The organism is Stenotrophomonas sp. S39, assembly GCF_016624665.1.
Taxonomy (GTDB): Bacteria; Pseudomonadota; Gammaproteobacteria; order Xanthomonadales; family Xanthomonadaceae; genus Stenotrophomonas.
In genome coordinates, this window is the sequence record NZ_JACVTT010000024.1 from 26,642 (window position 1) to 51,562 (window position 24,921).

27 protein-coding genes are annotated in these 24,921 nt (G+C 68.5%); 17 read left to right on the top strand and 10 right to left on the bottom strand.

Going from position 1 to position 24,921, the window contains the following annotated elements:
• Positions 1-50: 50 nt before the first annotated feature.
• Positions 51-518 (top strand): DUF1456 family protein, encoded by a 468-nt coding sequence (locus IAE41_RS08530; RefSeq protein ID WP_200732796.1) that lies wholly within the window; start codon positions 51-53, stop codon positions 516-518.
• Here the strand turns inward: IAE41_RS08530 and IAE41_RS08535 are convergent.
• Positions 487-1,374, bottom strand: a complete 888-nt coding sequence (locus IAE41_RS08535; RefSeq protein WP_200732797.1) for a LysR family transcriptional regulator — start codon at positions 1,372-1,374, stop codon at positions 487-489. The two genes, IAE41_RS08530 and IAE41_RS08535, sit on opposite strands and share 32 nt — an antisense overlap.
• 157 nt (positions 1,375-1,531) lie before the next feature.
• Between IAE41_RS08535 and IAE41_RS08540 the strand changes: the two genes are divergently transcribed.
• Positions 1,532-2,680, top strand: coding sequence for an MFS transporter (locus IAE41_RS08540; RefSeq protein WP_234458392.1), 1,149 nt, complete (start codon positions 1,532-1,534; stop codon positions 2,678-2,680).
• On the opposite strand, the gene IAE41_RS08545 is transcribed toward IAE41_RS08540, so the two are convergent.
• Positions 2,677-3,375, bottom strand: coding sequence for a TorF family putative porin (locus tag IAE41_RS08545; protein ID WP_283222310.1), 699 nt, complete (start codon positions 3,373-3,375; stop codon positions 2,677-2,679). The genes IAE41_RS08540 and IAE41_RS08545 overlap by 4 nt on opposite strands.
• Positions 3,376-3,546: 171 nt before the next feature.
• Between IAE41_RS08545 and IAE41_RS08550 the strand changes: the two genes are divergently transcribed.
• Positions 3,547-3,936, top strand: coding sequence for a DUF6165 family protein (locus tag IAE41_RS08550; protein WP_079224964.1), 390 nt, complete (start codon positions 3,547-3,549; stop codon positions 3,934-3,936).
• 9 nt (positions 3,937-3,945) lie between these two features.
• Here the strand turns inward: IAE41_RS08550 and IAE41_RS08555 are convergent, their stop codons facing one another.
• Both IAE41_RS08555 and IAE41_RS08560 read right to left on the bottom strand, forming a co-directional pair.
• On the bottom strand, positions 3,946-4,623 hold the full coding sequence (locus IAE41_RS08555; protein ID WP_200732800.1) for a response regulator transcription factor: 678 nt from the start codon (positions 4,621-4,623) through the stop codon (positions 3,946-3,948).
• A gap of 188 nt (positions 4,624-4,811) precedes the next feature.
• Positions 4,812-5,384 (bottom strand): Ax21 family protein, encoded by a 573-nt coding sequence (locus IAE41_RS08560; RefSeq protein WP_079224960.1) that lies wholly within the window; start codon positions 5,382-5,384, stop codon positions 4,812-4,814.
• A gap of 286 nt (positions 5,385-5,670) precedes the next feature.
• Here IAE41_RS08560 and IAE41_RS08565 point away from each other — a divergent pair, with 286 nt between their 5' ends.
• Positions 5,671-6,030 (top strand): DUF1428 domain-containing protein, encoded by a 360-nt coding sequence (locus IAE41_RS08565; RefSeq protein WP_079224958.1) that lies wholly within the window; start codon positions 5,671-5,673, stop codon positions 6,028-6,030.
• Between the two features lie 24 nt (positions 6,031-6,054).
• Here the strand turns inward: IAE41_RS08565 and IAE41_RS08570 are convergent, their stop codons facing one another.
• A complete protein-coding gene (locus tag IAE41_RS08570) occupies positions 6,055-6,738 on the bottom strand; it encodes a hypothetical protein (RefSeq protein ID WP_200732801.1) in 684 nt (227 codons plus the stop codon).
• A 106-nt stretch (positions 6,739-6,844) separates the two neighbouring features.
• Entirely contained in the window at positions 6,845-7,714 is an 870-nt protein-coding gene (locus IAE41_RS08575) for a histone (RefSeq protein ID WP_200732802.1), read from the bottom strand.
• Between the two features lie 448 nt (positions 7,715-8,162).
• Here IAE41_RS08575 and IAE41_RS08580 point away from each other — a divergent pair, with 448 nt between their 5' ends.
• The 9 genes from IAE41_RS08580 (at position 8,163) to IAE41_RS08620 (ending at position 16,198) form a co-directional block, all read left to right on the top strand.
• A complete protein-coding gene (locus IAE41_RS08580; RefSeq protein WP_200732803.1) occupies positions 8,163-9,596 on the top strand; it encodes a Do family serine endopeptidase in 1,434 nt (477 codons plus the stop codon).
• A gap of 101 nt (positions 9,597-9,697) precedes the next feature.
• The gene (locus IAE41_RS08585; protein ID WP_079224951.1) at positions 9,698-10,060 is read left to right on the top strand and encodes a hypothetical protein; all 363 of its coding nucleotides are present in this window, start codon (positions 9,698-9,700) and stop codon (positions 10,058-10,060) included.
• An 8-nt stretch (positions 10,061-10,068) separates the two neighbouring features.
• Positions 10,069-10,539, top strand: coding sequence for a phage holin family protein (locus IAE41_RS08590; protein ID WP_200732804.1), 471 nt, complete (start codon positions 10,069-10,071; stop codon positions 10,537-10,539).
• Positions 10,536-10,982, top strand: a complete 447-nt coding sequence (locus IAE41_RS08595; RefSeq protein ID WP_079224948.1) for a protein sip-5 — start codon at positions 10,536-10,538, stop codon at positions 10,980-10,982. The genes IAE41_RS08590 and IAE41_RS08595 overlap by 4 nt, the downstream gene beginning before the upstream one ends.
• A gap of 67 nt (positions 10,983-11,049) precedes the next feature.
• Positions 11,050-12,156, top strand: coding sequence for an AI-2E family transporter (locus IAE41_RS08600; RefSeq protein ID WP_200732805.1), 1,107 nt, complete (start codon positions 11,050-11,052; stop codon positions 12,154-12,156).
• A gap of 31 nt (positions 12,157-12,187) precedes the next feature.
• Positions 12,188-12,910 carry an HAD-IA family hydrolase gene (locus IAE41_RS08605; protein WP_200732806.1) on the top strand — a complete coding sequence of 241 codons (723 nt, stop codon included), beginning with the start codon at positions 12,188-12,190 and terminating at the stop codon, positions 12,908-12,910.
• A gap of 3 nt (positions 12,911-12,913) precedes the next feature.
• Positions 12,914-14,281: a M17 family metallopeptidase gene (locus IAE41_RS08610; protein ID WP_200732807.1), complete on the top strand. Its 1,368-nt coding sequence runs from the start codon at positions 12,914-12,916 to the stop codon at positions 14,279-14,281.
• 277 nt (positions 14,282-14,558) lie between these two features.
• Positions 14,559-15,665, top strand: coding sequence for a catalase family peroxidase (locus tag IAE41_RS08615; protein WP_200732808.1), 1,107 nt, complete (start codon positions 14,559-14,561; stop codon positions 15,663-15,665).
• Positions 15,662-16,198, top strand: coding sequence for a cytochrome b (locus IAE41_RS08620; protein ID WP_108745758.1), 537 nt, complete (start codon positions 15,662-15,664; stop codon positions 16,196-16,198). Before IAE41_RS08615 ends, IAE41_RS08620 begins: the two co-directional genes overlap by 4 nt.
• A 219-nt stretch (positions 16,199-16,417) precedes the next feature.
• On the opposite strand, the gene IAE41_RS08625 is transcribed toward IAE41_RS08620, so the two are convergent.
• The 4 genes from IAE41_RS08625 to IAE41_RS08640 are packed head-to-tail and all read right to left on the bottom strand — an operon-like array spanning position 16,418 to position 19,919.
• Positions 16,418-17,020 (bottom strand): response regulator transcription factor, encoded by a 603-nt coding sequence (locus IAE41_RS08625; RefSeq protein WP_079224937.1) that lies wholly within the window; start codon positions 17,018-17,020, stop codon positions 16,418-16,420.
• Positions 17,017-18,231: a sensor histidine kinase gene (locus IAE41_RS08630; protein WP_200732809.1), complete on the bottom strand. Its 1,215-nt coding sequence runs from the start codon at positions 18,229-18,231 to the stop codon at positions 17,017-17,019. The genes IAE41_RS08625 and IAE41_RS08630 overlap by 4 nt, the downstream gene beginning before the upstream one ends.
• A 6-nt stretch (positions 18,232-18,237) precedes the next feature.
• Positions 18,238-19,014 (bottom strand): ABC transporter permease, encoded by a 777-nt coding sequence (locus IAE41_RS08635; protein WP_200732810.1) that lies wholly within the window; start codon positions 19,012-19,014, stop codon positions 18,238-18,240.
• On the bottom strand, positions 19,011-19,919 hold the full coding sequence (locus IAE41_RS08640; protein WP_200732811.1) for an ABC transporter ATP-binding protein: 909 nt from the start codon (positions 19,917-19,919) through the stop codon (positions 19,011-19,013). Before IAE41_RS08640 ends, IAE41_RS08635 begins: the two co-directional genes overlap by 4 nt.
• A gap of 204 nt (positions 19,920-20,123) precedes the next feature.
• Between IAE41_RS08640 and IAE41_RS08645 the strand changes: the two genes are divergently transcribed.
• The 4 genes from IAE41_RS08645 to IAE41_RS08660 all read left to right on the top strand — a co-directional run bounded on the left by IAE41_RS08645 (position 20,124) and on the right by IAE41_RS08660 (position 24,668).
• The gene (locus IAE41_RS08645; RefSeq protein WP_200732812.1) at positions 20,124-21,374 is read left to right on the top strand and encodes an efflux RND transporter periplasmic adaptor subunit; all 1,251 of its coding nucleotides are present in this window, start codon (positions 20,124-20,126) and stop codon (positions 21,372-21,374) included.
• Positions 21,375-21,477: 103 nt separating this feature from the next.
• Positions 21,478-22,167, top strand: a complete 690-nt coding sequence (locus tag IAE41_RS08650; protein WP_200732813.1) for an ABC transporter ATP-binding protein — start codon at positions 21,478-21,480, stop codon at positions 22,165-22,167.
• Between the two features lie 14 nt (positions 22,168-22,181).
• A complete protein-coding gene (locus tag IAE41_RS08655) occupies positions 22,182-23,339 on the top strand; it encodes an ABC transporter permease (RefSeq protein WP_079224932.1) in 1,158 nt (385 codons plus the stop codon).
• 12 nt (positions 23,340-23,351) lie between these two features.
• Positions 23,352-24,668, top strand: a complete 1,317-nt coding sequence (locus tag IAE41_RS08660) for an ABC transporter permease (protein WP_200732814.1) — start codon at positions 23,352-23,354, stop codon at positions 24,666-24,668.
• Positions 24,669-24,921 lie beyond the last annotated feature (253 nt).

The following is a 24,921-nucleotide window of genomic DNA, read 5'->3' on the forward strand; positions in this document are numbered from 1 at the left end:
TACGACGGGATGACAGTCCGGTGACACGCGCCAGGCCGGTACAATGGGCCATGATCAACAACGATGTACTGCGCAGCGTGCGCTACGCGCTGGACCTGGGCGACCACCACGTGGTGACCCTGTGCCAGATGGCCGACCCGGCCTTCGTGGTCGATGCCGAGCAGGTGAAGGCCTGGCTGCGGCGCGACGACGAAGCGGGCTTCGAACCGATGAACGATGGCGCGCTGGCGCACTTCCTGGATGGCCTGATCGTGCACCTGCGGGGCCGCGGCGAGAGCCAGCCGCTGCGCGCGGTGGAAACCCGCATCGACAACAACCTGGTGCTGAAGAAGCTGCGCGTGGCCTTCCAGCTGCGCGACGTGGACCTGATGGAGATCTTCGCCAGCGTCGGCTTCAAGGTGTCCAAATCCGAGCTCGGCGCGCTGTTCCGCCAGCCCGGCCATACCAACTACCGGCGTTGCCTGGACCAGATGCTGCGCAACTTCCTCAAGGGCCTGAGCCTGCGCGTTCGCGGCTGAGCACGGCATCGACGAAGGCCCGCGCCGCCGGCGTGGGCAGGCGTTGCCAGGCCAGGTGCACGCGCCGGGTCGGGGTGGGCTGCAGCGGTATCCGCACCACCCCTTCAAACCCCTGCGCGATCAGCACCGGCACGATGCCCACCGCCAGGCCATGGCGGACGAAGCGCTCGATCAGCTCCATCTGGTTGACCTCGAAACGCACCGGGTGCGGCAGGCCGGCCGCGGCGAATGCATCGTCGGTCTGCCGGCGCGCGCCGGTCCCGCGCGCGAAATCCACCAGCGCCTCGTCCTGCAGCCGGGCCAGCGGCAACCGCGCCTGCCCGGCCAGCCGGTGCGTCGGCGCCACCACCGCCACCAGGTCCTCTTCCTGCAGCATCTGGTGGCAGACGCCATCCAGGCTGGCCGACGGTGCCAGACCGACCAGGGCGACATCCAGTTCGCGCGCCTGCACCTGCGCGATCAGGGTTTCGCTCTTGTCCACGCGCAGCTGGAATTCCACCTGCGGGTAGGCCTCGCGGAAGGTGGCGAGGATGGCCACCACGTCGATGTCGGTGAGCGAGGAAATCTGCCCGATCGCCAGCGTGCCGCGTACCGTGCCGGTCACCGCGGCGACATCGGCGCGCAGGTGGCGCAGGCTGGCCTGCACCTGCCGCGCATGCACCAGCAGCGCCTCGCCGGCCGGGGTGACCCGCACCTGGCGCGGCAGCCGCTCGAACAGCGGCGTCCCCAGTTCTGCTTCCAGATGCGCGATCTGGTGGCTCAGCGCCGACTGCACCACGTGGCAGCGCGCGGCGGCACGGGTGAAGTTGCCCTCCTCGGCCAGGGCCACGGCGAATTCAAGCTGCTTGAGGTTCACGGCATGCCGCCCCGCATCATCATCTGGTTTCCAGATGCCAAGGATGATGATGATTCATTTCCATCATCAATGCAGCAGGAGGACACTGTGCTCCCACGTTCTGGAATGCCCCGTGAGCCCGTCCCTCCCTCCCCTGCACCGCTGGCAGGTGCTGCTGATGTCGGTGGCCACCGGCGTGGCGGTTGCCAGCAACTACTACGCGCAGCCGCTGCTGCACACCATTGCCGATGCCTTCGGCGTGCCGTTCGGCCAGATCGGGATGGTGGTGACGGCCGCCCAGCTGAGTTACGCCGCCGGCCTGATCCTGCTGGTGCCGCTGGGCGACCTGTTCGAGCGGCGGCGGCTGATCGTGGTGATGAGCCTGCTCTCGGCCACCGGGCTGGTCATCAGTGCCTGTGCGCCGTCACTGGCCTGGCTGCTGGTGGGCACCGCCATCACTGGCCTGTTCTCGGTGGTGGCGCAGGTGCTGGTGCCGTTCGCCGCCACCCTGGCCGCACCGGAACATCGCGGCAGGGTGGTCGGCACGCTGATGAGCGGGCTGCTGCTGGGCATCCTGCTGGCGCGTACCGTGGCCGGCCTGCTGTCCAGCCTGGGCGACTGGCGCCTGGTCTATGCCATCGCCGCCGCCGTGCTGGTGCTGACCGCACTGGCCCTGCAGCGCGGGCTGCCGCGCTTCCACCACAGCGCCGGCCTGGGCTACTTCGCCCTGCTGCGTTCGATCGGCACCCTGTTCGTGCAGGAACCGGTGCTGCGCCAGCGCACCCTGCTCGGTGCCTGCAGCTTCGCCATGTTCGCCATCTTCTGGACGCCGCTGGCCTTCCTGCTGGCACAGCCGCCCTACGAATACAGCGACGCCACCATCGGCCTGTTCGGCTTGGTCGGTGCCGCCGGCACGCTGGCAGCGGGGCTGGCCGGGCGCATGTCCGACCGCGGCCAGACCGGCCGCGCCACCGCCATCGCGCTGCTGATGCTGCTGCTGTCGTGGCTGCCGCTGGGCCTGTCGGCGCACTCGCTGCTGGCGCTGCTGGCGGGCGTGGTGGTGCTGGACCTGGCCGCGCAGCTGCTGCATGTCAGCAACCAGAACCTGATCTATGCGCTGCAGCCGGAAGCACGCAACCGCCTCAACGCCGGCTACATGACCGGCTATTTCATCGGCGGTTCGCTGGGTTCGCTGCTGTCGGCGCAGGTCTACCAGCACTTCGGCTGGGCCGGTGTATGCGTGGCCGGTGCCGCGGTGGCCGTGCTGGCCCTGCTGCTGTGGCTGCCCGGCGCGTGGCGTGCGCGCCAGGCGGCCATCGCCCGCTAGAAGCTGCCCTGCAGGGCCAGCTCCCAGCGCCCGCCGGCATTGCCGGGGAACAGCCGGCGCGCGGCATTGTCGGTGTCATGCACGGTGGCCCGCAGTTCCCACGCAGGTGCCAGGGTGGCGATGGCGCTGAGCTGGCCATGCAGGTAGTCCGGGCCCTGTGCGTCGGCCAGCCAGTAGTGGCCGACGGCCGCTTCCAGGCGGAAGCGTTCGTTCAACGGCAGGCGTGCCCCCAGCTGTGCATAGGTGCCGCGATGGCCACCGGCCAGCGCATCGCTGGAATGGGCCAGCTGCAACCAGGCCCGCTGCTTCCAGCCGAGCGTGGCGCCCAGTTCGGTCCAGTCCAGTGCACGGCCGGTGCCCGGGTAGAGGTAGCGGGTGAGGTTGGCATCCAGGGTCCAGTCCTGCGCCACCGCGCCGGACCAGCCGGCCACCAGATCGAATTCACTGCGCGCGCCGCTGTCCGGGGTGAACGACACGTTCGATCCCCACACGCTGGCATACAGGCCTGAAGGCAGAGCGAGCTTCGCCCCGGCCTGCACCGCCGGGTCGCCGCCGGTCTGCGAGCTGCCGCGCCACACGTAATCGCTGGTCACCGCCATGTTGCCGCTGGCCTGCACCTGCGCCTGCGCGCTGCCGATGCCGAGCAGGCCGGCCACCAGTGCGGCCACGGCCGCGCTCATCCCCTTGCTGTCCACTGCGTGGTGTTCCTCGTCGAAGGCGGTCGCGCCGCCGGGACGGCAGTGTCGGCGGCAGCGCCGTAACGGATCGATGGCGCAGCCACGCCCAACGCGCAAATTCACCGTAAAGCGACCGGGCGCCGGCAACAGCCGGGGTATCATGGCCCCCTGTTTCCAGGAACCAACCGCGTGGACGCCATCCTGACCCCGGTATCGATCGGCGAGCTGATCGACAAGATCACCATTCTCGAGATCAAGGCCGAGCGCATCGACGATGCCGCCAAGCTGGCCAACGTACGCACCGAGCTGGACGGCCTGCTGCCGTTGCTGCAGCAGCAGCTGCAGGCGCAGCCGGCGCTGGGCGCGCTGCGCACCCAGCTCAAGGCCATCAACGAACGCATGTGGGACATCCAGGACCAGCTGCGCGACAAGGAAGCAGCGCAGGTGTTCGATGATGCGTTCATCCAGCTGGCCCGCGGCGTCTACGGCACCAATGGCGAGCGCATCGTGGTGAAGAACGAGATCAACCGCGTCGCCGGCTCGGCGCTGGTGGAAGAGAAGCAGTACCAGGGCGAGTAAGCCTGCGCTTCAACTGGCGTCCAGCAGGTGGCGGATGCGGAACAGCTCGCCATCGCTGCGGATGCCCAGCTTCTGGTAGGCCGTTTTCTTCTGCGTGCTGATGGTGCTGGCCGAACGCTGGAAGCGCCGTGCCACTTCCCCGGTGCTGCAGCCCTGCAGTACCAGCCGCAGCACTTCGCGTTCGCGCGGGCTGAGAGGCGTGAGCGCCAGCGCGGTCGCACGCTGCGTGTGCGATCGGTTGAGCTGCCTGTGCAGCTCCGGCGGCACGAAGCGGCCGCCCCGCGAGAGCGTGTCCAACGCGCGCAGCAGCGCGTCCGGCGAGGAAGCCTTGGAGATGAAGCCGCGCGCACCGGCCTGCATGGCCGTGGCCACCGTGCTGGCATTGCAGTGGGCCGACAGCACCAGCACGGGCAGGTGCGGGTAGCACTGGTCCAGCTCGCGCAGCAGGGCCAGGCCATCGCCTCGATCGCCCAGCGCGAACGCATCCACCACCAGCAGGTCCAGTGACTGCGGGTCTCGCTGCAGCTGTGCCAGCAGCCGTGCCGGGTCGGCATGACTGGCGCAGACCAGCACGCCGCTGTGCTGGCTCAACAGCACTTCCACGCCCAGCCGCAGCACCGGATGCGGATCCAGCAGCGCCAGGCGACGCGGCTGATCGGAAAGCAAGGGAGGTAGCGCAGGTAGCATTGCGGCGGTCCTGTTGCACAGCACCCACACCGTAGGTGCGCGCCGCCAGCAGCGGAATCCAATTTATTGCAATGCAACAGGCAAGCCGTTCAACGGTCACCTTTCATTCCGGTTCGCCAGAACGCAACAGGCCCGGCAATGCCGGGCCTGTCGATGCACATCCAGCGCACGGGCGCGCCGTGGTGCGATTACCAGCTGAAGCGCGGGCCGACGGTGTATTCCTTGTCGCCGTGGCGGTTCATCTTCAGCTCGCCGTTCAGGCCCCAATTCTGGTTCAGCTTGACCTGGCCACCCAGGCGGCCGTACCACTGGCCTTCCGGATTGACACCGTGCTTCTTCGAATAATCTTCGTAACCCACCAGGCCGTAGACTTCGGCGTGCGGGCCGAAGGCGGTGCGGATACCGGCTTCAGCGCTGTAGCCGTTGAAGTCCAGGCCGTGCTTCGGGTCGAACTTCTGGTAGGCGACGCGGGCAACGAAGTCGCTCGACGGGGCGATTTCAACGTTGTAGCCGGCACCGATCTTCCACTGGTCAACCTTCAGGTTGGTGTGGTCGATTTCCTGGCGGCTGTATTCACCGAAGGCATGGAAGTTCGGCAGGAAGCCATAGGAACCCTTCACGCCCCAACCGTCGGCCTTGATGCCGTCGACGTCGGTCTTGGCGTAGTCGGCTTCAGCGTAGTTGTAGGACAGGTTCTCGGCGGCCGAGGCAGTGAACGGCAGGGCAGCGGCCAGCGCCAGGGCAATCAGCGAATTCTTCATGGGGGTACACCTTTACTTTCTTATGTTGTGCAGCAGCGCCAGGGCGCCATCGCATCGGGAATGTAAATTCTCCGTTATTCGCCACAACGCTCCCTGAAAACAGCGACCTTCGCATTGCTGAATTTTTTGCCTTGATTCAGGCTCTTTCAGGCATACGCGCGCGGTCGCGAACGCAGCTCTGGCGTGATTGCCGCGTGTTGCCAGCACCGTTGTCGATTTCCCCCACGCTGGTTCGTCGGGTCATTGAAGGCCGTGCATGTGGCACGGCCCACCTCGGAGGCAAGCGATGAGTTACATCGATGGTTTCGTCCTGGCGGTGCCCACCGCCAACAAGGAAAAATTCCTCGCCCACGCGCGCAGCGGCGACGTGGTGTTCATCGAGTACGGCGCGCTGCGCGTGGTCGAGTGCTGGGGCGATGATGTGCCACACGGCAAGACCACCGATTTCTTCGGTGCGGTGAAGGCCACGCCGGAGGAAACGGTGGTGTTCTCCTGGATCGAGTGGCCGGACAAGGCCACCCGTGATGCAGGCATGCAGAAGATGATGGAAGACCCGCGGCTGGATCCGGCGAAGAACCCGATGCCCTTCGATGGTGCGCGGATGATCTACGGTGGCTTCATCCCGATCTACGAACTGACCGCCTGAGCACCGATGGCCGGGCGCGCGTGCTCAGCGCGCGTCCGTGTCATCACTTCCGGCCGCATGGCCGGCGCCCAGCGCGGCGCCGGCACCCAGGCCCATGCCACCCATGCCGCCGCCCATGCCGCCACCACCGCCGCGGCCGCCCTTGGCATCGCCGTCGTTGCGCCCCTTGCCACTGCCACCGCCACTGCCACCGGGCCGGGTGGGCCCCTGCGGTGGAATGCGCAGATCGCTCGGGATGGGCGCCAGATCGAGTGCCTCGCGCACGAAGTCGCGCAGCGATATCACCAGTTCGTGGGTGTGCACCGGCCGGCCCTGTGCCAGTTCCTCGGCGGCACGCGCGGCCAGGCGCACCTGTTCGTCGGTGCCCAGCAGCAGGATGTCGGACAGGGCGGCTTCGACCGCATCGCGGATGCGCCGGGCGCGGTCCGAGCGTGGCTCAGCGATGCCTTCGGCTTCTTCGCGCTGGCGCAGGTCACGGCGATGGGTGGGGTCCACGCCCAGTTCGCCGGTGAAGGAACCGCCCAGGGTCTTGTAGGCCGCCATCAGCGTGCGCAGGCGTTCGTTGATCTGCCGGTTCTCGCGCTCGCGGCGCTGCTGCAGGGTCTGCATCACCAGCAGGCGGATGCCCACGCCCAGCAGGGTGATGAGGACCAGGCCGGCCAGGGTGGACAGTACGCCCTGCCAGGAACTGAAATCGATACCGCGCATGCCCGGGGCTCCAGCGGGAAGAACCCGCATCTTGCCGCAATGCCTGCCCCTGGAATGCGAAAGGCCCTCCCGCCCGGGGGCGGAAGGGCCTTCTGTCACCGCGCGATTACTTGCGCTTGGCGACCTTGCGCACGGCCTTGGCCGGGGCCTTCTTGGCAGCGGCCTTCTTGGCCGGCGCCTTCTTGGCGGCAACCTTCTTCAGCGGCGCAGCCTTCTTGGCGACGGCGACCTTCTTGCCGACAACCTTCTTGCCGACAACCTTCTTGGCAGCAGCGGTCTTCTTGGCAACGGTCTTCTTGGCGACAGCAACCTTCTTGCCGACGACCTTCTTGGCAGCGGCGGTCTTCTTGGTGGCGACCTTCTTGGCAACGGCGGTCTTCTTGCCGACAACCTTCTTGGCGGCGACGGTCTTCTTGGCCACAGCCTTCTTGGCCACAGCCTTCTTGGCGGTAGCGACCTTCTTGCCGACAACCTTCTTGGCGGCCGCGGTCTTCTTGGCAACGGTCTTCTTGGCGACGGCAGCCTTCTTGGTGGCGGCCTTCTTCACGGTGGCGACCTTCTTGCCGGCAGCCTTGGTGGCGGCCTTGGTGGTCTTCTTGGCCGCAGCGGCCTTCTTGGTCACGGCCTTGCCGGCAGCAGCCTTCTTCTTGGCCACTTCCTTCTTCAGGGCAGCGGCTTCGGCCTTGGCGTTCTTCTTGGCCGTTTCCAGCTTCTGCTTCGCCTTGGCGACGGTCTTGCCGACCGACTTGGCAGCCTTGTCAGCCTTCTTGGCAACGGTCTTCTCGACCTTGGCCACAGCCTTCTTGGCCTTGGCAACGCGGGTACCGGCAGCCTTGGTGGCGCGCTTGACGGTCTTCTTGACCGACTTCACGGCGTCTTCGGCGGCGTGGGCGATGGTCTCGCCAACGTTGGCGGCGGTTTCTTTAACGTTCTCGACGGCGTCGGTCACGACCGACACACCATTACCGTTGCTCATGTTGCCCTCCTGGGGGCCTGGATTGTCAAAACGGGGCGATGCTATACCGACATTGTCCATCGTGGAACGGGGCGCACATATCCAATCGCATCGGATGCGACGGCCCTGGTGTAAGCGACAGCCAGTGCCAGGCCGACCTTCATTCAGAAAACCCCTTTATTTAAGTGCTACGCGATGATGCCCGCGTGTGCACCGGCATCCCGCCCATGGCGCTGCATGGCCCGTGCAAGAGATGCGCGGCAAGCGCCATGGCAACGCCAGGATGCGCCGAACTGCGCAAGTATCGGAACGTGTCGGCACGCGGCGGAGGCACGCCTGCAGGGTCGATATGCGCGTCGCGAGCCAGGCTTTTTTTCATGGGCCATTTATCCGGATCGCGACACACTCATTCAGCTTGTTCTACCGTATAGCCCTACGGCCCCACTCCACCGCCAGCGAACCGACTCCCATGCGACCGCTTCCCACCCTGCTCACGCTCGCAATCGCGGCTGCCTTCGGCGGCTTCGTCGCCACAGGCATCAACGCCCACCTGGACAACCGCGCCGATGCCGCGCCGCTTCCCGCCGCGCTGACGACCAGTGCCGCGTTGCCGGCCGCGGTTGCCGGGCAGGCGGTACCGTCGCTGGCGCCGATGCTGGAAAAGGCCATGCCGGCGGTGGTCAGCGTCAACACCAAGCAGGTGGTGCGGGTGCGCAATCCGTTCTTCAACGACCCGTTCTTCCGCCGCCTGTTCCCGGACGTGCCGCAGGAACGCATCAACGAATCGCTCGGTTCGGGCGTCATCATCGATGCCAGCGAGGGCCTGGTGCTGACCAACCACCACGTCATCGACAACGCCGACGACGTGCAGGTGACCCTCGCCGACGGGCGCACGGTGAAGGCCGAATTCCTCGGTTCGGACCGCGACACCGACATCGCCCTGATCCGCATCCCGGCGCAGAACCTCACCGACATCAAGCTGGGCAACAGCGACCAGCTGCGGGTGGGCGACTTCGTGGTGGCCATCGGCAACCCGTTCGGTTTCAGCCAGACGGTGACCTCGGGCATTGTCTCGGCGGTGGGCCGCACCGGCATCCGCGGCCTGGGCTACCAGAACTTCATCCAGACCGATGCGTCGATCAACCCGGGCAATTCCGGTGGCGCGCTGGTCAACCTGCAGGGCCAGCTGGTCGGCATCAACACGGCCAGCTTCAACCCGCAGGGCAGCATGGCCGGCAACATCGGCCTGGGCCTGGCCATTCCGTCCAACCTGGCGCGCAGCGTGGTCGACCAGCTGGTCAAGCACGGCGTGGTGGTGCGCGGCACGCTGGGCGTGGAAGCACAGAACCTGAGCGCGCAGATCGCCCAGGGCCTGGGCCTGGGTGAAACGCGTGGCGCGCTGATCACCCGCGTGCTGGCCGGTTCGGCCGCCGCTGCAGCCGGGCTGAAGCCGGGCGACGTGGTGGTGTCGGCCAATGGCCAGCGCGTGGACAGCGCCGAAGCGCTGCACAACGTCGAAGGCCTGGCCGCCGTCGGCAGCGTGCTGGCGCTGGACGTGCGCCGCGAAGGCAAAGCGGTGCAGATCAAGGCCACGCTGAAGGAACAGGCACGATCGGTCACCGGCGAAAGCCTGGACCCGCGCCTGACCGGCGCCACCTTCACCGACCTGCCCGAGTCGCTGCGCCAGTCCGGCGTGGGCGGCGTGCTGGTCAGCGAGGTCAAGCGCGGCAGCCGCGCGGCCAGCAACGGCCTGCAGCAGGGCGACATCATCGCCGAGGCCACGGTGGGCGAATTCGCCGACCTGGCCAGCTGGCGTGCCAACTTCCAGCAGCGCCCGGCCAACCTGGTGCTGCGCATCCTGCGCAACAATGGCCAGCAGCAAGGCCAGCTGGTGATGCGCTGATCGCCCCGCCGTAACACCCCCTATACCCGGCCGATGCTATTGCTGTACGCCCTATCGGCCGAACCCTTCGTTCGTCCCCCCATCGCAACAGGAGTGATTCGATGAGCCCCACCAATACCGAGAACCTGAAGGAACACCTGGGTGAAGCCGGTTCCCACCTGAAGCAGGCCGCCACCGCTGCCGGCGGTGCGATCAAGGGTGCAACCGGCGCCGCCGGTGACGAACTGCGCATCGGCAAGGCCAACGTCAAGGCCGAACTGTCCGACAGCGCGCTGTCCGGCCTGGCCGCTGCCGAATTCGGCGGTGCCGCTGCCAAGGAACAGGTCGACGCACTGATGGACAAGGGCAAGGACCTGGTCGACAGCGCCGCCGAGCTGATCCGCGAGCGTCCGCTGGCGTCGTTCGGCGTGGCCTTCGCCGCTGGCTGGCTGATCGCCAAGCTGGCCAGCAGCAGCGACAAGTAAGCTGCGGCGTGAGCGAAGAGACCACGCAAGCACCCGATCCGGCGGCGACCCCGCCGCTGGACGAGAGCATCCGCCAGGTCGGCGCGGCAGGTAAGGCCGCCGCCGATTCGGCCAGGAATTCGCTGCGCTCGCTGCGGCGGTTGGCTTCGGCCGACTTCGCCCTGGCCCGCAGCGCATTCGGCCGCGCCCTGGCCTGGGCCGGGGTGGGCATCGTCTTCGGGGCCTCGGCCTGGCTGCTGATGGCCGCCACCCTCATCGCCCTGCTGCAGAGCTGGGGCTTGAGCTGGCTGCAGGCCCTGCTGATCACCTCGCTGCTGAGCCTGGCCGTGACCGGCTATGCGATCTGGCGGGTGTCCTACTTCTTCCACCACACCGGCATGCATGCCACGCGGCGCCAGTTGTCGAAGTTGGGCCTGTTCGACGAACCCAGCGAAGACGACCCCGACGCCGAGGTGCAGATTCCGGAGGGCAAGCCATGAAGTTCGGCGCGCTGCAGCGGCGGGTGAAGCGCTGCGAACAGGTGATGGCCGTGCGCATGGCCGAAACCGAAGACAACTGGACCGTACTCAGCCAGGTCTGGCGGCAGGGCTGGTCGCCGCTGCGCATCATCACCGTCGGCCTGGCCGGCGGTTTCCTGGCCGGCAAGCTGGAAGTACCAGGCAAGGTGAACGGCGCACGCTGGCTGCAGATGATCGGCTCGGTATCGAACCTGTTTGCCAGTGGCCAGGCCGCGTTTGCCGCCGCGATGGCGGCACACGCGGCCGATACGGCTGATGAAGCCGCCGACCAGGCCGATGAGGCGGCCGAGCAGATGGCCCCGCAGGCCGCGGCCCGCCCTGCCCCGCGCGCGGCTGCCACGCCCGAACCGGAACTGCGCGAACCACAGCCGGCCGAAGCGGCCACCGACGTCTCCGAGCGTTGACTCGACACACCCGCCGCGTTGATCGCGGCGGGCTGATAATGGGCCTCCCTTCCCGGTTGGTGCGTCGATGAGCGAGTCCCTGCTGTCCCCTGCGGCACCCCGACCGGACAACGCGGCGCCCCTGCCGCCGCCGTCGCGCCCACGCGGGCCGATGTCGCTGGTGGTGCTGGCCACCCTCGCCGTGGCCTTCACCCTGTGGGCCGCGCAGGACATCATCCTGCCGGTGCTGCTGGCCATGTTCTTTGCGCTGGTGGGCAACCCGATCCTGCGTTTCCTGCGCCGGCTATGGATCCCTCGCGCGGTCGGTGCACTGCTGATCCTCGGCACCGGCCTGGGCGTGACCGCCTCGCTGGGCGTGCAGCTGATCGGACCGGCGATGGACTGGGCGCAGGAAGCACCGCAGCAGCTGCGCAAGGTCGCCCGCCAGGTGCAGGACCTGACCAAGCCGGTGCAGCAGGCCAACCTGGCGGCGGAGAACTTCGCGCGCGCGGCCGGTGGCGAGAGCAACCGCAGGATCCAGGTCATCCGCACCCAGCTGGACGACCCCTACCGCATGCTGACCCGGGCCCCCAAGCTGGCCGCATCGGTGCTGGCGGTGGTGCTGCTCACCCTGTTCTTCATGATCTATGGCGAGAGCCTGCAACGCGCGGCCATCGCGCTGTTCCCCAACCGCCAGCAACAACGGTTCACCACGGACATCCTGCGCTCGATCGAACGCGAGGTCTCGCGCTACGTGCTCACCATCAGCGTCATCAACACGCTGGTGGGGCTGGTGTTTGCCGGCGTGCTGATGCTGCTGGGCATCGGCCTGCAGGAAGCGCTGCTGTGGGGCACGGTGGCCGCGCTGCTGAACTTCGCGCCGTACGTGGGCCCGCTGATCGGCGTGGCGATGATGCTGCTGATGGGCTTCGTCGAGTTCCGCGACCCGCTGCAGGCCCTGCTGCCGGCCGCGGCCTACCTGGGCCTGCATACGCTGGAAGGGCAGCTGGTGACCCCGATCGTGCTGGGCCGGCAGATGAAGCTCTCGCCGCTGGTGCTGATCCTGGCCCTGATGGTGTTCGGCTGGGCGTGGGGCATGGTCGGCCTGCTGCTGTCGGTGCCGCTGCTGGTCTGCATCAAGCTGGTGCTGGCCCGCGTGGAGGGCATGCAGGGCTGGGCGCGGCTGCTGGAATGAAAGCCCCGGCGGGCAGGCGTAGAATGGCCGGGTGAAATTTCCAGTCCAAGCCATCACCCTCGACCTCGACGACACGCTGTGGCCGTTCGCGCCGATCGGCGCCCGCATCGACGTGGTCCTGCACGAATGGATGTGCGAGCACAGCCCCGCCACCGCTGCCATGTACCCGGTGGCGGCGATGCGCGAACTGCGCGAGCGCTCCTTCCGCGACAACCCGCACCTGCATTTCGACCTCAGCGCACTGCGCCGGCTGACGATCCAGGAGGCGCTGCAGAACAGCGGCGCCAGCCTGGACCTGCTGGAGCCGGCCTACGAAGTGTTCTATGCCGCACGCAACCAAGTCGAATGCTACCCCGACGCGCTGGAGGCGCTGGCGCGCATCGCCGCGCGGGTGCCGGTGGCAGCACTGAGCAACGGCAACGCCGACCTGGAGCGGATCGGCCTGTCGCATCTTTTCGCCTTCCAGCTGGGCGCGCGCGAACACGGCGCGGCCAAGCCGGAGGCCAGCATCTTCCATGCCGCCTGCGAGCGCTTGGGCGTGGCCCCGGCGCAGGTGCTGCACGTGGGCGACCATGTCGAGATGGACGTGGCCGGGGCGATCGCCGCTGGCCTGCGCGGTTGCTGGATCAACCGCGACGCCGCCACCTGGACCCATCCGCAGCTGCAGCCGGACCTGCAGTTCGACACCCTTACCGGCCTGGCCGACTGGTTGGACGCCAACCTTGATGCCGCCGACGAACACCGGAGTAACTGACGCATGAGCGAGATCACCGGCTTCACCGCCACTGCCACCGCCGCACTGCCGCTGCACGTGCTGGACCGCGACCAGTTCGCCCGCTGGAAGGCCGCCCAGCCGGCTGCCCGGCAGGCATGGCTGGACGCACAGGGCTTCACCGCCGGCGCCCACAGCGTGGCCCTGCTGCCCGGCGAGAACGGCCTGGCCGGTGCGGTGATCGGGGTGGGCGACCGCGCCGATGCCTACGCCTATGCACATGCCCCGCACGCCCTGCCCGAAGGCAGCGTGTGGCAGCTGGCCACCGAACTGCCGGCCGCCGAACAGGCGCTGCTGCAGCTGGGCTGGGGCCTGGGCAGCTACCGCTTCGACCGTTACCGCAAGCGCAACCGTGCACCGGCGCAGCTGCTGGCCAGCCCCGGCGCGGAAGTGGCCGACCTGATCGCCGCCAGCCTGCGCGTGCGCGACTGGGTCAACACCCCGACCGAGGACATGGGCCCGCAGCAGCTGGAAGACGCCGCGCGTGCGCTGGCCGACACCCATGGCGCGCAGGTCGAAGCGATCACCGGCGATGAACTGCTGAAGCAGAACTTTCCGGCCATCCATGCGGTGGGCCGTGCCTCGCACCGTGCGCCGCGCCTGATCGTGCTGCGCTGGGGCAAGGACAGCGACCCGGCGCTGGCGCTGGTCGGCAAGGGCGTCTGCTTCGACACCGGCGGCCTGGACATCAAGCCGGCCGACGGCATGCGCAACATGAAGAAGGACATGGGCGGCGCCGCCCACGCACTGGCCCTGGCCGGGCTGGTGATGGCCCAGAAGCTGCCGGTGCGCCTGACCCTGCTGATTTCGGCGGTGGAAAATGCAATCGGCCCCGATGCCTTCCGTCCGGGCGAGATCATCGCCACGCGCAAGGGCCTGAGCATCGAGATCGACAACACCGACGCCGAAGGCCGCCTGGTCCTGTGCGACGCACTGACCTTCGCCGGCGAGCAGAAGCCCGACCTGGTGCTGGATTTCGCCACCCTCACCGGTGCGGCGCGCATTGCCCTGGGCCCGGACCTGCCGGCGCTGTTCAGCAATGACGACACGGTGGCCCAGCAGTGGCTGCAGGCCGGCGATGAAACCCGCGACCCGGTGTGGCGCATGCCGCTGTGGCGCCCGTACCTGCGTTACCTGAGCAGCGGCGTGGCCGACCTGGCCAATGCCGGCTCGCGCATGGCCGGCTCGGTGACCGCCGCGCTGTACCTGGAACGTTTCCTGGAGAACGACCAGCGCTGGGCGCACCTGGACGTGTACGCCTGGAACGACGGCGAACGCCCGGGCCGTCCGGCCGGTGGCGAGGCCCTGGCCCTGCGTTCGGCCTGGGCGATGCTGAAGGCACGGTACGCCTGAGCCTGCGCGCTCCCCTGCCCCACCGGCCTGGCCGGTGAGGCGGCGGGGCGGCGGCACGCGCTCCACGGTAGAGTCGACTGTCAGTCGACTATCGCGCGCAGCGCGGGATTTTCCAGGGCCGGTCGGAGAGCAGTCGACCAACGGTCGACTCTACCGCTGCCGGGGCCGGGGCCGGGGCTGGCAAATCTGACGAAAAATTGAATTTCGGCCCCGGCCGGGTTCTGCGAGGATGTGCGGGTCGACCACCCACACGATCCGTGAAGGCAGGAACCCGACCATGTCGCTCTTCCGCTACACCCGCGCCGGCCAGACGCCCGGCGCACCGCGCGCCCATTCCCCGTTGCCCTGGATCACCCTGATCGCCTTGATCCTGGGCGGCGTCGCGCTGGCCTTCGCCTGGCTGGCCGGCTGGATCGGCAACCGCCTCACCGCGCAGCGCTTCACCGACACCATCGAAGCCACCGGCCCGGCCCACCCGGGCTTCCGCCGCGCGCACAGCAAGGGCATCTGCGTAAGCGGCTGGTTCGAACCCAGCGCGCAGGCACCCACCCTGTCCAGCGCGCGGGTGTTCTCGCAGGCCCGCGTGCCGGTGATGGGCCGCCTGTCGATCGGTGGCGGCGACCCGTACGGCGCCGACAACACCGCCCGCGTGCGCAGCATGGCCGTGCAGATGGTCAGCGACGATGGCCAGGAATGGCGGATGGCGATGAACAGCTTCCCGTTCTTCGCGGTGCCCGACGCCGAGGCGTTCTACGAGCAGACCCGCGCTTCCATCCCCGACCCGGCCACCGGCAAGCCCGACCCGCAGAAGATGGCGGCCGTGCTGGCCAGGTACCCCAGCGCGCAGGCCTTCCAGCAATGGGCGAAGACTGCGCCGTGGACCAGCAGCTGGGCCGACACCACCTACAACAGCGTCAACAGTTTCTGGTTCACCAACGCGCAGGGACAGAAGCGCGCGGTGCGCTGGCGCTGGCAGCCGCTGGCACCGGTGGTGGAGATGGATGCGGACACGCGCAAGCAGGCCAGCGTCGATTTCCTCAGCCAGGAACTGCAGCAGCGCCTGGCCAAGGGTCCGGTGCAGTGGAACCTGGTGGTCAGCACCGCCGCGCCCGGCGATGCCATCGACGATCCGTCCACGCCGTGGCCGGACACGCGCGACCAGGTGGTGGCCGGCGTGCTCAGCCTGGACCGCATGCAATCGCAGGAGGAAGGCGCCTGCGGCCAGATCAACTTCGATCCGTTGATCCTGCCCAGCGGCGTACGCGGCAGTGACGACCCGATCCTGGCCGCGCGCTCGGCCGTGTACTCGCAGTCCTTCAATCGCCGCGAACGCGAACGCGCCGCCGGCAACGTTGAACCGCCGAAGAAGGAGGCCGCACGATGAGCACCGGCAACGGCCACTTCAACCTGCTCGCGCGCATCCTGCACTGGACCATGGCGGTGATGATCCTGGCCATGCTGTTCGTCGGCGTCACCATGGTCGCCTCGCTGCACCTGCGGCCGATGCTGGTCGACCTGCACCGCCCGCTGGGCATCGCCATCCTCGTGCTGGTGCTGCTGCGCCTGTACAACCGCCTGCGCCACCGCCCGCCGCCGCTGCCGGCGGACCTGCCGGTGTGGCAGGCGCTGGCGGCCAAGGCTTCGCACTGGATGCTGTACGGGCTGATGCTGGCGATGCCGCTGATCGGCTGGGCGATGCTGTCGGCCGGCGGCTACCCGATCACCCTGTGGGGCGGCGTGCACCTGCCGCCGATCGTGCCGCACACTCCGGCGCTGTATGCGGCCCTGCGCAACGCGCACAGCCTGCTGGCGTATGTGTTGTTCGCCACGGTACTGATGCACGTGGGCGCGGCGCTGTTCCACCTGTGGGTGCGCCGCGATGGCGTGTTCCAGGCGATGGCGCGCGGAAAGGATTGAGCGACGCGAATCGGTAGCGCCCGAGCCCATGCTCGGGCGGCGGCGCGCAGCGACGAACAGCAGCCGAGCGTGGGCTCGGCTCTACAACAGTACGTGTTGGGCGTGTTCCAGGCGATGGCGCGTGGAAAGGATTGAGCAAAGCCGGCATCCGGTAGCGCCCGAGCCCATGCTCGGGCGGCGGCGCGCAGCGACGAACCGCAGCCGAGCGTGGGCTCGGCTCTACAGCCAGCCCTTCTGCCGGGCCAGCCGGTACGCCTCGATGCGGTTGGCCACGCCCAGCTTGCCGATGCATTCGGACAGGTAATTGCGCACCGTGCCGTGCGACAAGCCCAGCTGCTCTGCAATCTCGCTGGCCGTGCGGCCTTCGCCGGCCAGGCGCAGCACGCGCCGCTCGCGGTCGGTCAGCGGGTCGGCCTGCGACCACGCGTCCATCGCCAGCTGCGGGTCGATCGCGCGGATGCCCTGCTGGACCTTGCGCAGCGCGTCGGCCAGGTTTTCCGCCGGGGCGTCCTTCAACAGGTAGCCCAGCACCCCCGCTTCCAGCGCGCGGCGCAGGAAACCGGCGCGGGCGAAGGTGGTGACGATGACCACCTTGATCGGCAGTTCGTGGCGGGCAATGCGCTGGGCCAGCTCCAGGCCGGTCAGGCCGGGCATCTCGATGTCGGTCACCAGGATGTCCGGCTGCAGCTGCTGCAGCATGCGCCAGGCCGCCTCGCCATCGGCAGCGCTGCCGAGCACCTCGATGTCCGGTTCCAGGCCCAGCAGCGCCGACAGCGCGCCGCGCACCATCGCCTGGTCCTCGGCCAGCAGGATGCGGATCATGCTGCACCATCCTGTGCCAGCGACGCCGGCGGGACCGGCGGGGTGGCTGCCGCCAGCGGTACGCGCAGGGTCAACAGCGTGCCCTCGCCCTTGCCCGACTGCACCTGCAACTGGCCGCCCAGCGCAGCCACGCGCTCGCGCATGCCGCACATGCCGTTGCCCTCGGCCTGCAGGCCGCCCCGTCCGTCATCGCGTATCTGCATCACCAGCTGCCGTCCTTCCTGCATGAACTCCACCCGTGCCTGGGTCGCCTGCGCATGGCGCACGATGTTGGTGGCCGCCTCGCGCAGCGCCAGCGCCAGGCCGCGCTCCACCTCCACCGGCATCGGCGGCGGCACCGTGTAGTGCAGGTGCACCTGCTGGCATTCCAGCAGCAGCCGCGCCGAAGCCAGCTCGCCGGCCAGATCGCTGGCGCGGATGCCGGTAACCGCGCTGCGCACCTGCGCCAGCGCTTCGCGGGCAATGGCCTCGGCCTCGCCGATCTCCTGCCGCGCACGCGCGTCATCGCGGTCGTACAGCTTGCGGGCCAGTTCCAGCTTCAGCGTGATCAGCGACAGCGTGTGGCCCAGCAGATCGTGCAGGTCGCGGCCGATGCGCTCGCGCTCGGCCGTGGTCGCCAGCCGCCGCACTTCCTCCTGCGACAGCTGCAGGGCCACGTCGCGCTGCTGGCTCAACGCCTCCACGTTCACCACCAGGCCGACGATGAAGGACACCGCCGGCATCCACACCAGCGCCTGCCACGGGTAGCCGAAGTACAGCGCGGCGGCGCAGAACACGATGTTCAGTGCGGTCAGCTGCAGCAGGTACATCCACCAGCCACTGCGCCCGCTCATGCGCATCATCACGCAGCCGAACACGAAGTAGCTCAGGCCGGACGGATACCAGGGCAGCAGCACCAGCGACAGCGCGACCATCGCCAGCGCATAGCGCGGGCCGTGGTGGCGCGGCGCCAGCATCACCCGCGCATACAGCAGCAGGAACAGCGGATAGCTGGCCAGGGTGAGGAACAGCCAGCGCAGGGTGAAGCCGTTGCCCAACGCGGGGGTGAGGAAGATCCACACCGACCAGAGCAGGTGGATCGCACCGCTCCACGGCGATTTGCCCCGCCGCAGCAGGTCGGCCACGGCCGAATCCGGCGCGGGGCGCAGCAGCGACGCAAGCCGGTTCGATGGCACGGGCGGATCCAGGCGGGAACGTTCGCTGCCGATCATGCCAGTTCAGCCGACCCGGCGCAGGCGACGGCGCGCCAGCAGCAGCGCCGCCACGGTCACGCCCAGCAGCACCAGCAGATGCCCGGCGATGCTGCCCACCGCCGGCTGCCCCACCACGGGCAGTGCCAGCTGGGCCAGGTGCCAGGTCGGCCACAGCGGTGCCATCGTGGAAAACAGCTTCGGCAGCGCCGACAGCGGCAGCCACAGCCCCGACAGCAGGGCCAGCGGCAGGTACACCAGGTTGACCATCGCCGGTGCCGCGCTGGCACTGGCATGGCTGCCAATCAGCAGGCCGATGGCGCCCAGCGGCAGCGCTGCCAGTGCCGCCACCGCCAGCAGCTGCAGGATCTGCTGCGCCTGCAGATGCACGCCGCCCAGGGTGCAGGCCACGGTGACCAGCAGCCCGGCCACCAGCAGCGCAAACAGCACCGCCATCGCCAGCCGCGCCAGCAGGGGCGCTGCGGCCGGCATCGGCAGCGCGCGCTTCAGGGTCAGCAGGCCACCCTCGCGGTCCAGCGCCAACTGCACGCCGAAGCCGAACAGGGCCGGTGCCATCGCGCCGAACACACAGTAGGTGGCCAGCAGGTACAGCGGCGCATGGCCACGCCCCAGCAGCACGCCGAACAACAGGTAGAACAGCACCGGGAACAGCAGCGAGGGCACGGCGAAGGCCGGCGTGCGCCAGGCCCGGCGCAGTTCGGCCTGCAGCTCGGCGATGTAGGGGCGCAGGACGGCACGCAGGGATGGGCGCGGCGCAGCGAGGGAACGGGTCACGGTGTTCATGCAGCCTCCCGGGTCATGTCAAGGAAGGCGTCGGCCAGCGCCGCGCCCTGTACTTCCAGTTCCTGCAGCTGCGCATCGGCGGCCAGCAGGCGGGCCACCACCGGTTCGGCCGGGCTGGCCAACAGGTGCAGGTGCGCGCCATCGCGCTGCACCTGCTGCACGCCCGGCCAGCGCTGCACGTCCTCCACCGCCAGGCTGCTGCGGCAGCGGATGCGGCGCGGCCGGTCGGCCAGGCGCAGTTCGGCCAGCGGCGCATCAGCCAGCACGCGGCCCTGTTCCAGCACCACCACCTGCTGTGCCAGTGCTTCGGCTTCCTCCAGGTAATGGGTGGTCAGCAGCACGCCGCAGCCTTCGGCCACCAGCTGCCGGATCGCCTGCCACATCACCTGCCGCGCCTGGATGTCCAGGCCGGTGGTGGGCTCATCCAGGAACAGCACGCGCGGGCGGCCGCACAGCGCGATGGCGAACTGCACCGTGCGCTGCTGGCCACCGGACAGCTTCCCATAGCGACGTCGGGCCAGATCCTGCAGTCCGGTGCGCTGCAGCACCTCCGCCAACGGCATCGGCGCGGCATAGCAGGCGCTGGCCTGTGCCACCAGTTCATCCACCTGCAGCATCGGCGGCAGGCTGGTGCTCTGCAGCATCACGCCCAGCCCCAGGCGGCTGGCGCGCTGCTGCGGATCGCCACCGAGCAGTTCAACCTGCCCAGCATCGGCGCGGCGCAGGCCCAGCAGCACGCTGATCGCGGTACTCTTGCCAGCACCGTTGCGGCCCAGCAGGGCCAGGACCTGGCCGGCACGCACCTGCAGGTCGATACCCTGCAGTGCGGCATGGCCGGCGTAATGCACCTGCACCTGGTGCAGGCGGGCCAGCGGGGCCGTAGTGGGAGCTGCGGTCGGATCCATCGGTGCGGTACCGGTAGCGGGGACGTTGCCATCCTGTGCCGCGCCGGTCACGTTTCGCAGTGGCCGCCGTCAGCTCCATCGGGTGACAGCTGTCACTGCCATCCCGCCCCGTGCCACCTGCATGCTGCGCTGCACGCTTGTCCACCGGAACCGCCGCTGTCGCCCTTCCGGCCATATCCGCCCGAACGCCTGTGATGGAACGCAATGAACGCTTCTGCCGAGCTGTTGAAGGAACTCCGCATCGACCGCAAGAACCCGCCACCGTCCTCCGGGGATGGCCCGGGCGGCCGCCGCTGGCTGTGGATCGCCCTGGTCGTCATCGTGCTGCTGCTGGCCGGCGGCGCCTTCCTGCTGTTCGGCCGCGAGCCGGCGCCTGAGGTCGAGACCGCACCGGCGGTGGCGATCCAGCAGGGCAGTGCCAGCAGTTCGGTGCTCGATGCCAGTGGCTACGTGGTGGCCCGGCGCATGGCCACGGTGTCGGCCAAGATCACCGGCAAGGTGCGCGAGGTGATGATCGAGGAAGGTATGCGGGTGGAGGCCGGCCAGATCATGGCCACGCTGGACCCGATCGATGCCGATGCACAGCGCAGCCTGTCCGCGTCGCAGGTGCAGGCGGCGCGTGCGCAGGTGGCCGGCCTGCAGGCGCAGCAGCGCCAGGCCGCCGCCGAAGCCAGCCGCCTGCAGGCACTGGTGGGCCAGCAGCTGGTCTCGCGTTCGCAGTACGACCAGGCCGTGGCCCAGCGTGACAGCGTGCGTGCACAGCTGGATACCGCCCAGCGCAACGTCAAGGTGGCCAGCGACCAGCTCGCCATTGCCGACCTCGGCGTGGACAACAACATCGTGCGCGCGCCGTTCTCCGGCGTGGTCACCGCCAAGGCCGCGCAGCCGGGCGAGATCGTCTCGCCGCTGTCGGCCGGCGGCGGCTTCACCCGTACCGGCATCGGCACCATCGTCGACATGGATTCGCTGGAAATCGAAGTGGAAGTGGGCGAAGCCTTCATCGGCCGCGTGCAGCCGAAGATGCCGGTGGAAGCCACGCTCAATGCCTACCCGGAATGGAAGATCCCCGGCGAGGTGATCGCCATCATCCCCACCGCCGACCGTGGCAAGGCGACGGTGAAGGTGCGCGTCGCGCTGAAGGTGAAGGACCCGCGCATCGTGCCGGAGATGGGCGTGCGGGTCAGCTTCCTGGAGCAGGCGCAGCCGCAGGCCGCCGCCAGCAGGCCGCAGGGCGTGCGCGTGCCGGCCACCGCCGTGGTCGAGCGCGAAGGTGCCAGCGTGGCCTTCGTGCTGGGCGATGCCGACCGCGTGCAGCAGCGCACCGTGCAGGCCGGCCAGGCGATGGGCAAGGACCGCCAGATCCTCAAGGGCCTGAGCGCGGGTGAACCGGTGGTGGTCAACCCACCGCAGACCCTGCGCGATGGCGCCAAGGTGCAACAGAAACAAGCGCAGTAACGACCAGGCGCCCGCGTGGCGCCGCCGGCAGCACCGTTCGACGCACGCCTGCGGCTACCGCAGGCGCAGTGCCCCGTTTCCCGCCTTCCGTGGAGAACCACCCATGTCGACCCTGGTTTCACTGCGCAACATCACCAAGACCTACCAACGCGGCCCGGAAAAAGTGAAGGTGCTGCACGGCATCGACCTGGACATCGCCAGCGGCGACTTCGTCGCGCTGATGGGCCCGTCCGGGTCGGGCAAGACCACCCTGCTCAACCTCATCGGCGGCCTGGACAACCCCAGCGGCGGCGAGATCAGCATCGAAGGCGAGCGCATCGACCAGATGAGCGGCGGCCAGCTGTCCACCTGGCGCAGCCACCACGTCGGCTTCGTCTTCCAGTTCTACAACCTGATGCCGATGCTGACCGCGCAGAAGAACGTGGAACTGCCGCTGCTGCTGACCCACCTCAGCGCCGCCCAGCGCAGGCGCAATGCCGAGATCGCGCTGACCCTGGTCGGCCTGGCCGACCGCCGCAACCACCGCCCCAACGAACTGTCCGGCGGCCAGCAGCAGCGCGTGGCGATCGCCCGCGCCATCGTCTCCGACCCGACCTTCCTGATCTGCGACGAACCCACCGGCGACCTCGACCGGCAGTCGGCCGAGGAGATCCTGGGCCTGCTGCAGCAGCTCAACCGCGAACACGGCAAGACCATCATCATGGTCACCCATGACCCGAAGGCCGCCGAGTACGCCACCCACACGGTGCACCTGGACAAGGGCGAGCTGGCCGACGCCCCGCTGGCCCACTGACGGAGGCCCCGGCGATGAAATACTTTTCCCTTGTCTGGGCGCAGCTGTTCCGCAGCCGCACCCGGACCCTGCTGACCCTGCTCTCGGTGGTCGCCGCGTTCCTGCTGTTCGGCATGCTCGATTCGGTACGCGTGGCATTCAACTCCGGCGGCAGCGTGGAAGGTGCCAACCGCCTGGTCACCGCATCGCGCCTGTCGATCACCCAGTCGCTGCCGATCCGCCTGGAAACGCAGATCCGCCAGGTCGACGGCGTGCGCGACGTGGCCTATGGCATGTGGTTCGGCGGCATCTACCAGGACCCGAAGAACTTCTTCCCGAACTTCTCGGTGTCGCCCAACTACTTCGATGTCTACCGCGAACTGCAGATCGACCCGGCGCAGCTGGAAGACTGGAAGCAGACCCGCACCGGTGCCATCGTCGGCGAGAGCCTGGCCAACCAGTTCGGCTGGAAGATCGGCGACACCATCCCGCTGCAGGCCACCATCTTCCCGCGTGGCGGCAGCAATGACTGGCCGCTGGAACTGAAGGGCATCTTCCGTTCCAAGGACCGCGCGCAGGCGGGCAACGAAGAGCGCCAGTTGATGATGAACTGGAAGTACTTCGACGAATCCAACGACTACATCAAGAACCAGGTGAGCTGGTACACGATCACCCTGGACAACCCCGACCATGCCTCGCGGGTGGCCCAGGCCATCGATGCGATCTCGGCCAACTCCGACCACGAAACCAAGACCCAGACCGAATCGGCGTTCCAGCAGGCCTTCGTCAAGCAGTTCGCGGATATCGGCATGATCGTCACCTCGATCATGGGCGCGGTGTTCTTCACCCTGCTGCTGTTGACCGGCAACACCATGGCCCAGGCCGTGCGCGAGCGCATTCCCGAACTGGCCACGCTGAAGACCCTGGGCTTCAAGGATGGCACCGTGCTGACGCTGGTGATGGTCGAGTCGGTGCTGCTGATCGGCCTCGGTGGCCTGATCGGCATGGGACTGGCCGCGCTGGTGCTGCCGGCCATCGCGCCGAAGAGCATGGGCATGCTGCCGCCGCACGTACCCACACCCACCTGGCTGGTGGGCGTGGGCCTGATCGTGGTGATCGGCATCGTGGTCGGGCTGCTGCCTGCGCTTCGGGCCAAGCGCCTGAAGATCGTCGATGCGCTGGCCGGCCGCTGAGGAGGACTTCCAATGAACAAGCTCAAGAAGTGGCTGGGCAACGCGCTGACCGTGCTGCTGCTGGCGGTGGGCCTGGTGCTGTGGATCGGCCTGCCATGGTTTGGCGTGCTGGCCGTGGCCGTGCTGGTGGCGCTGTGGCTGCTGCTGACCCGCAGCGGCCGCCTGGCCCTGGCGGCCACCCGCATCGGCATCGCCAGCCTGCCGCAGCGCTGGGGTGCCTCCTCGGTGATCGTGGTCGGCATCGCCGGCGTGGTCGGCGTGCTGGTGGCGATGCTGGCGATGGGCGAAGGCTTCCAGGCCACGCTCAACAACACCGGCGATGACACCACCGCCATCGTGCTGCGGGGTGGCTCGCAGGCCGAGACCAACTCGGTCATCACCCGCGAACAGGTACCCACGCTGTCCACCCTGCCCGGCATCAGCCGCGATGGCGAAGGCCGGCCCCTGCTGTCGCCGGAACTCTCGCAGGTGGTGAACCTGGTGTCGCGGGCCGATGGCACCGACGTCAATGCGCAGTTCCGCGGCGTCGGCCCACAGGCGTGGGCAGTGCATGACAAGGTGAAGATCGTGCAGGGCCGCAAGTTCGCCACCGGCCTGCGCGAGATCGTGGTCGGCCAGGGTGCGCAGGGACAGTTCCGCAATCTGGATGTCGGCAAGACGCTGACCCTGGGCAACCAGGCCTGGACCGTGGTGGGTGTGTTCGCCACCGGCGACGCACATGATTCGGAGCTGTGGACCGACGCCGATACGCTGGCCACCACCTACCAGCGCGGTGCATGGCAGTCGATCAGCGTGCGCACCGATGGCAAGGCCGGCTTCGAGCAGTTCAAGGCGGCGGTGGCTGCCGACCCGCGCCTGAAGCTGGACGTGGAAACCACGCGCGCCTACTACAGCAAGCAGGGCGGCGGCCTGACCACGCTGATCGACATCCTCGGCAAGGTGATCGGCACGATCATGGCAGTGGGCGCGGTGTTCGGTGCGCTCAACACCATGTATGCCGCCGTGGCCACGCGTGCACGCGAGATCGCCACCATGCGCGCGATCGGCTTCCGCGGCCTGCCGGTGGTGACTGCGGTGATGCTGGAAACCATGCTGCTGGCGCTGCTGGGTGGCTTGCTCGGCTGCGCCGTGGCCTGGTTGTTGTTCAACGGGTACAGCGTGTCCACCATCGGCAGCAATTTCAGCGCGGTGGTGTTCAAGTTCCATGTGTCGCCGGAGCTGCTGTGGAATGGGCTGAAGTGGGCGCTGGGCATCGGCCTGGTCGGTGGCCTGTTCCCGGCACTGCGCGCGGCGCGCCTGCCGATCACCACGGCGCTGCGCGAAACCTGATCGGCGCGCGGGCGTTTGGAATGATGGATGTGGAAGGGCGAAGCGAAGGCTTCGCCCTTTTTTGTTGGGCGTCATCCACGCATGGCGTGGATCTACCGGTGCCTTGTCCACGCATGGCGTGGATCTACTGGTGCCTCATCCACGCATGGCGTGGATCTACCGGTGCCTCATCCACGCATGGCGTGGATCTACTGGTGCCTTGTCCACGCATGGCGTGGATCTACCGGTGCCTCATCCACGCATGGCGTGGATC

What these genes read in the sequence shown, in the direction of transcription:
- IAE41_RS08530 (WP_200732796.1), top strand. Translation starts at nt 51, where the DNA reads ATGATCAACAACGATGTACTGCGCAGCGTGCGCTACGCGCTGGACCTG.
- IAE41_RS08540 (WP_234458392.1), top strand. Translation starts at nt 1,532, where the DNA reads ATGTCGGTGGCCACCGGCGTGGCGGTTGCCAGCAACTACTACGCGCAG.
- IAE41_RS08555 (WP_200732800.1), bottom strand. Translation starts at nt 4,623, where the DNA reads ATGCTACCTGCGCTACCTCCCTTGCTTTCCGATCAGCCGCGTCGCCTG.
- IAE41_RS08560 (WP_079224960.1), bottom strand. Translation starts at nt 5,384, where the DNA reads ATGAAGAATTCGCTGATTGCCCTGGCGCTGGCCGCTGCCCTGCCGTTC.
- IAE41_RS08565 (WP_079224958.1), top strand. Translation starts at nt 5,671, where the DNA reads ATGAGTTACATCGATGGTTTCGTCCTGGCGGTGCCCACCGCCAACAAG.
- IAE41_RS08570 (WP_200732801.1), bottom strand. Translation starts at nt 6,738, where the DNA reads ATGCGCGGTATCGATTTCAGTTCCTGGCAGGGCGTACTGTCCACCCTG.
- IAE41_RS08575 (WP_200732802.1), bottom strand. Translation starts at nt 7,714, where the DNA reads ATGAGCAACGGTAATGGTGTGTCGGTCGTGACCGACGCCGTCGAGAAC.
- IAE41_RS08580 (WP_200732803.1), top strand. Translation starts at nt 8,163, where the DNA reads ATGCGACCGCTTCCCACCCTGCTCACGCTCGCAATCGCGGCTGCCTTC.
- IAE41_RS08585 (WP_079224951.1), top strand. Translation starts at nt 9,698, where the DNA reads ATGAGCCCCACCAATACCGAGAACCTGAAGGAACACCTGGGTGAAGCC.
- IAE41_RS08595 (WP_079224948.1), top strand. Translation starts at nt 10,536, where the DNA reads ATGAAGTTCGGCGCGCTGCAGCGGCGGGTGAAGCGCTGCGAACAGGTG.
- IAE41_RS08600 (WP_200732805.1), top strand. Translation starts at nt 11,050, where the DNA reads ATGAGCGAGTCCCTGCTGTCCCCTGCGGCACCCCGACCGGACAACGCG.
- IAE41_RS08610 (WP_200732807.1), top strand. Translation starts at nt 12,914, where the DNA reads ATGAGCGAGATCACCGGCTTCACCGCCACTGCCACCGCCGCACTGCCG.
- IAE41_RS08615 (WP_200732808.1), top strand. Translation starts at nt 14,559, where the DNA reads ATGTCGCTCTTCCGCTACACCCGCGCCGGCCAGACGCCCGGCGCACCG.
- IAE41_RS08620 (WP_108745758.1), top strand. Translation starts at nt 15,662, where the DNA reads ATGAGCACCGGCAACGGCCACTTCAACCTGCTCGCGCGCATCCTGCAC.
- IAE41_RS08625 (WP_079224937.1), bottom strand. Translation starts at nt 17,020, where the DNA reads ATGATCCGCATCCTGCTGGCCGAGGACCAGGCGATGGTGCGCGGCGCG.
- IAE41_RS08630 (WP_200732809.1), bottom strand. Translation starts at nt 18,231, where the DNA reads ATGATCGGCAGCGAACGTTCCCGCCTGGATCCGCCCGTGCCATCGAAC.
- IAE41_RS08635 (WP_200732810.1), bottom strand. Translation starts at nt 19,014, where the DNA reads ATGAACACCGTGACCCGTTCCCTCGCTGCGCCGCGCCCATCCCTGCGT.
- IAE41_RS08640 (WP_200732811.1), bottom strand. Translation starts at nt 19,919, where the DNA reads ATGGATCCGACCGCAGCTCCCACTACGGCCCCGCTGGCCCGCCTGCAC.
- IAE41_RS08645 (WP_200732812.1), top strand. Translation starts at nt 20,124, where the DNA reads ATGAACGCTTCTGCCGAGCTGTTGAAGGAACTCCGCATCGACCGCAAG.
- IAE41_RS08650 (WP_200732813.1), top strand. Translation starts at nt 21,478, where the DNA reads ATGTCGACCCTGGTTTCACTGCGCAACATCACCAAGACCTACCAACGC.
- IAE41_RS08655 (WP_079224932.1), top strand. Translation starts at nt 22,182, where the DNA reads ATGAAATACTTTTCCCTTGTCTGGGCGCAGCTGTTCCGCAGCCGCACC.
- IAE41_RS08660 (WP_200732814.1), top strand. Translation starts at nt 23,352, where the DNA reads ATGAACAAGCTCAAGAAGTGGCTGGGCAACGCGCTGACCGTGCTGCTG.